At 44.8% G+C, this 5,267-nt stretch carries 5 protein-coding genes; all 5 read left to right on the top strand.

Features of this window, described 5'->3' with window-relative positions:
* On the top strand, nt 1-753 hold a 753-nt coding region (locus tag HP439_RS17520; RefSeq protein ID WP_172391627.1), incomplete at its 5' end, for a 4'-phosphopantetheinyl transferase family protein.
* Entirely contained in the window at nt 741-1,040 is a 300-nt protein-coding gene (locus HP439_RS17525) for an acyl carrier protein (RefSeq protein WP_172391628.1), read from the top strand. The genes HP439_RS17520 and HP439_RS17525, both read left to right, overlap by 13 nt.
* Nucleotides 1,031-1,795, top strand: coding sequence for an alpha/beta fold hydrolase (locus HP439_RS17530; RefSeq protein ID WP_172391629.1), 765 nt, complete (start codon nt 1,031-1,033; stop codon nt 1,793-1,795). Before HP439_RS17525 ends, HP439_RS17530 begins: the two co-directional genes overlap by 10 nt.
* Before the next feature lie 199 nt (nt 1,796-1,994).
* Entirely contained in the window at nt 1,995-4,211 is a 2,217-nt protein-coding gene (locus tag HP439_RS19585) for a glycosyltransferase (protein ID WP_343043568.1), read from the top strand.
* 4 nt (nt 4,212-4,215) lie between these two features.
* A partial coding sequence (locus HP439_RS17540; RefSeq protein ID WP_172391631.1) for a condensation domain-containing protein occupies nt 4,216-5,267 on the top strand: 1,052 nt, incomplete at its 3' end.

Here is a 5,267-nt window from a genome sequence, read left to right on the forward strand (position 1 = left end):
GCTAACATAATCCTTGAGCGTGAGGGAAAAGTATGGTGCTTAATCAGGGGATGGCAGAACAGAAGGCTAGAAATTGATGAGCCGTTATGGAATGTGTCCATGTCTCCATTGCATAACCGCCTTTCCAAAGAGATCGCTCCCGGAATATTTTTCTTTCACCAGGCATACTCTAGGGTAGCATCGTGGGATTTCATCCTCAAACGCTATTTTAATCAAACGGAAAAGAGGTTTTATCATCAGCTAACACCCAACAGACGAAAGAACTGGATGGTAAGCCGTGTGGCCGTGAAAGATGCGGTACGTGATCTATTGAATAAAGAAAGGGAACAGGCCTGTTTTCCTATTACTTTTGAAATATGTTCAGACGATCTTGGTCGGCCTTACCTGGTGGGGGAGCTAACGAAAGATGTGCATATTTCTTTGGCACACAAAGGGAAAGACGCTGTAGGTGCTGCCCGCTCGAGTGGCCCTGTCGGTATCGATATGGAGATCATGGAAGAACGCGGTGCTGGTTTTTATCCTTTAGTTTTTACCCATCTGGAAATGGATTTATTGGAAGGCCGCAATCAAGCGGAGTGGACCACTCGTTTTTGGGTGGCAAAAGAAGCTTACGGAAAGTTTTTAGGTACTGGTTTAAAAGGGAATCCTAAACAATACGAAGTAGGTCGTATCCAAGGGGAAAACCTATGGATTAACGAAACAGAAATTAAGACTATCATACACGAAAATTATATTATTGGATGGACACTGTAAACACGCGGTTAAAAATGAACCATGAGGAGTTATTTACGCTATTGAAGGATTTTATCACTGAGGTGATCGGTGAAGAATTTGCCCAGGAGATGGATATATCTCCGAGTAGCTCATTTACTAAAGATCTGGAGATGGATAGCATAGAGATCGTAGCTTTTTCAGAGAAAATTAAAGCACATTTTGGAGATCAGATTGATTTTACCGGATGGTTGTCTTCGATGGATCTGGATGAATTGATAAATCTCGATCTTCAGATGATAATCAACTATATCTACGAATGCCAATAATCAAGGTTAAAGGGCGGGAAGTACATATACAAGAGCTAAATAAGGAAGCTAAGCAGACAGTTGTACTCATCCACGGAATGTTTAGCAACCTGTCTATTTATTATTTTAATATTGCTCCCATTTTGGCAAAGCGTTATCATGTAGTGATGTATGACCTGAAAAGTCACGGGATGAGTGAACGTGCACTGACGGGTTACGATCTAAAGAGTATGTCTTACGACCTTCTGGATCTTCTGGATTACTTGGAATTAAAAAGTGTAAACCTTGTCGGATACAGCTTTGGAGGACTAATCGCGTTGAAAACCGCCCTTGCCGCGGCGGGCCGCATTGAACGGTTAGTTCTTATCGAAGCACCAGATCCGCAGGACGAAAAGGCCCGGGATATTATTGAGACATATAACAGGGAGTTTCTTGAACATTACGTGGAGAATTTCACGGACACCACTAAAATGAAAATGGGTAAACGACAGATGGAGAAAAACCACCGTATGTATACTTTCTTATTTGAACAGACTAGCATCAAAGCCGATATGATCCGCGAAAAGTATTTTATGCGTGAAATCGGTGATGCGGACGTAATGGCGGATACGCTACTGCTTTATGGAGCAAATTCGAACTGCCGGGTAACAGGGGAGTTGTTACATAGCAAGATCGAGCAGTCAGAGCTCGCATTCCTTGCTGGCGATCATAACATCCCGGTACAAGATCCGCAGGGGATAGCAAAATCTATTGTTCATTTTTTATCAAAACCTTAACTATAAAACCATGGCTAAATTTGTATTTGTTGTTCCACCGTTTACGGGTCATGTTAATCCGACGCTTAGTATCGGCGCAACACTATTAGAACGAGGACATGAGGTCGCCTGGATCAGCCTTGACAAAGATTTAACGGCGAGGCTTCCCGCTGGCGGCAAGTTACTACTTATCCAATACGATCAGACGGACACCGAAAAGGTGGAGAGCAGACGGTATTTAGACATTATTTCTAAAAAGGTAGTGTACGGAATTGATAGTATTAAATTCCTCTACCAGGAGGTACTCATCCCGTTAAACAGGCATTGCTATAAAGGTATTATTACTTTGCTGGAAGCGTTTAAACCAGATCTGATAATCAGTGATCAGCAGATGTTTGCCGCTCCGGTGGCGGCGCAGACGCTGGGTATTCCTTACTCAACAACTGTCACGGCTCCAGCAGCTATTAAGATTGTTGATGAACTTCCTAAAGTGCATGAATGGGAAGCGAATCAAATTATAGAATTGCAGCGAGAGCTGGGTGTAACAACGAACCGTTCATTAGCTTGTTCGGAACTGCTTACGCTAGTTTTGACATCGAGATACTTTTTTGGTGAAATGGAGCTGGGGACAAATTATCAGTTTACCGGGCCGGTACTTTCTAGGCGGGCTAGTGTCAGTGAATTTGATTGGGAAACGTTTACCGGTAGCGGGAGGAAGAAAATTTTGGTCAGTATCGGCACGACGTTCGATCACGATCATAAAAAAGCATTTTTTAAGAAGGTAATCGATGCGTTTAAAGATGAAGATTTAACGGTTGTCGTGGTTTCTGATCCTGATCTTTTCGATCAGTGGCCTGAGAACTTCATGGTCTACGCAAAGATTCCGCAACTCGAAATTTTACCGCACCTTGATGGGGTGGTGTGCCACGCTGGCCACAATACAGTTTCAGAGGCCCTTTACCAGGGTTTACCACTGGTCGTGATTCCTATTGCATATGACCAATCGCATGTCGCTGGACGTGTCGTCCGCACAGGTGCCGGTGAGCGCTTGAACTTCAACAGATTTAAAGCGCACCATCTAAACCAAGCCACTTTACAGGTTTTAACGACCCGTAGTTACCGCGCAGCGGCGCAGAAGGTTCGGGAATCTTTTTTAGAAGCGGGTGGTGCCATTACTGCGGCAGAATTACTTGAAAAAGCTATCCGTCCAGCAGAAAAAGCTCCGGTTCAGAGTGCCAAATTTCTGTTTGTTATACCCCCATTTTTCGGGCATATCAGTCCGACGCTTAGCGTTGGAGCCAGTTTGATCGCCCGAGGGCATCAGGTAAAATGGTTTGGAATTACGCCCCTCGCGGAAGAACATATTCCCATTGGAGGCAGCTATTTTTATCCCAAGGAAGATCTAGCTCCGTATCAGGAAGAATTGCAGCGCATTTTGAAAAGACAGGATGACGGCCCGTCATGTTCAGGGCCTGAAGTCATGAAGCTGGCTCTAGAGGAAACGTATGTACCGTTTGCAAAAATGATGATGCCGGGGCTAGAGACGCTTACCGAGGAGTGGCGGCCTGACGTTTTGGTAAACGACTGCATTACTTTTGGTGGGGCACTTTTTGCTCACAAACAAAATATTCCCTGCGTGACGACCACTCCAGTTCCACCGGACGTGATGGGCGATACCGAAAAAAGTGCGCCTAAAATATTCGAGTGGCAACAAAATCTGATCAGGGATCTTCAAAAGGCTGTCGGGATAGCCGATGAGGGAATCTTTATTCATTCCCACCGATTGAATTTGGTATTCACCTCTCAGGCTTTTGCAGGCTTTACCGAGACGCCGGCGCATATGAAATTTGTTGGTCCGGTAAAAGGGCGTCCAAATGAGGCTCCGTTTGATTGGGAGCGGCTGGAGGCAGCGACTACGCCGAAGATATTCGTATCTCTTGGAACGTTATTAGTCGACATTCGGGAGGCTTTTTTCGCAAAGCTGATTGAAGCGTTTGCTGACCAGCCGGTTACGATTGTTGCGGCGACCCCACCGGAAATATTTGAGCAGTGGCCGTCTAATTTTATTGTGAACAGTTTTGTTCCGCAGGCGGCGCTGATGCCGCATATGGATATGGTGATTTGTCATGGAGGCTTTAATACCGTAAATGATACGTTCATTAATGGGTTACCTATGTTAATCACGCCTATCACATACGATCATTTCCATACGGCCAAGTTAATCGAGAAGGCGGGTGGCGGTATTAGTATCCGTTATAAACGTCTACGCGCCCAGGCACTTCGCGAAGCTGCATTTGAGCTGCTAGAAAACCCGAAGTATAGGGAAGCAGCGCAGACGGTTCGCGCCACATTCCTTAATGCCGGTGGAAATGCTCAGGCGGTATCGCTATTAGAGGATTTTGTACAACAAAACTGTTCCGAGGTTCTTTCAGTTTAGGTGTATGAAAAGAAAGTTGCTATTTGGTGAACGTATGCTACTGGGGGATGAAATCCATCCCTTTAATACTGTAATCCCTTTTAGGTTGTGTGGCATTGTTACAGAAGGCGCTATTCACCAAGCCTTGAAGAGGCTTCAAGGGAAACACCCGGGTTTAACTGCGTTGATCAGTTATGATGAAAATCGCCGGCCTTATTTTGAGGTGCCCAGTTATACTATAGACATTCCTGTTAGGATAGTCGTTCGTACAAAAGAAACCGACTGGCAAGAGGAATCCAAGCGAGAATGGAAGACAGCTTTTAGACCAACAAAAGATCCCCTTATTCGTTTCATCTGGATAAAAGGGGAGGATGTCTCTGAGATGCTTTTCGTCTTTCATCACTGTTTGTGTGATGGGGGCTCCGCGATGACCCTACTACGGGAATTCTTGCAGGTTTTGAATGATCCTGCCGCAGAAATAGGGCTTGAAAAACCTATTCTGGGCATAGAGGATATCGTTCCCGAGGCGCTGTTATCGAGCAGAAAGCAAAAGCTTAAAGCTCGCTTAATTGGGAAATTCTTGTTTTTTCTCATTAAAATTATTCCATTACCAAGGAAGGCCCAAGAAAGGGGAAATGACTACCTTATTCACTGGAAATTTGACCAAGGGCTAACGAGTAGCATTATCTCGTATTGTAAGTCGGTAGGTGTTACCGTGAATACGTTCCTAGGCGGCACAATACTCGAGGCGTTCGATAGTGTGCGCGCAAAAAAGGCCTTCAACAAGGTGTCCTGCCCTATAGATATCCGGCGGTTCGTACCAGCGGTAAAGGATGATCATATTTTTGCATTTGGACTTATGGTCGTTATGACGGCCGATAAGAGGAAAAACTTTTTGGACAATCTGCGGATGATGCAGCAGACTGTGAACAGCAAGACGGCAAAGCTCAATCCTTACCTTAATATGATGATTATGGAATCCTCGCACAGTAATTTGGAAGGTTTGACAAAATTTTTAAAGAGGGGTAAATCTACAAATGACTGCATGTTTTCCAATTTGGGACGCATTGAGATTCC

It is taken from the genome of Sphingobacterium shayense (genome assembly GCF_013179575.1).
Taxonomy (GTDB): Bacteria; Bacteroidota; Bacteroidia; order Sphingobacteriales; family Sphingobacteriaceae; genus Sphingobacterium; species Sphingobacterium shayense.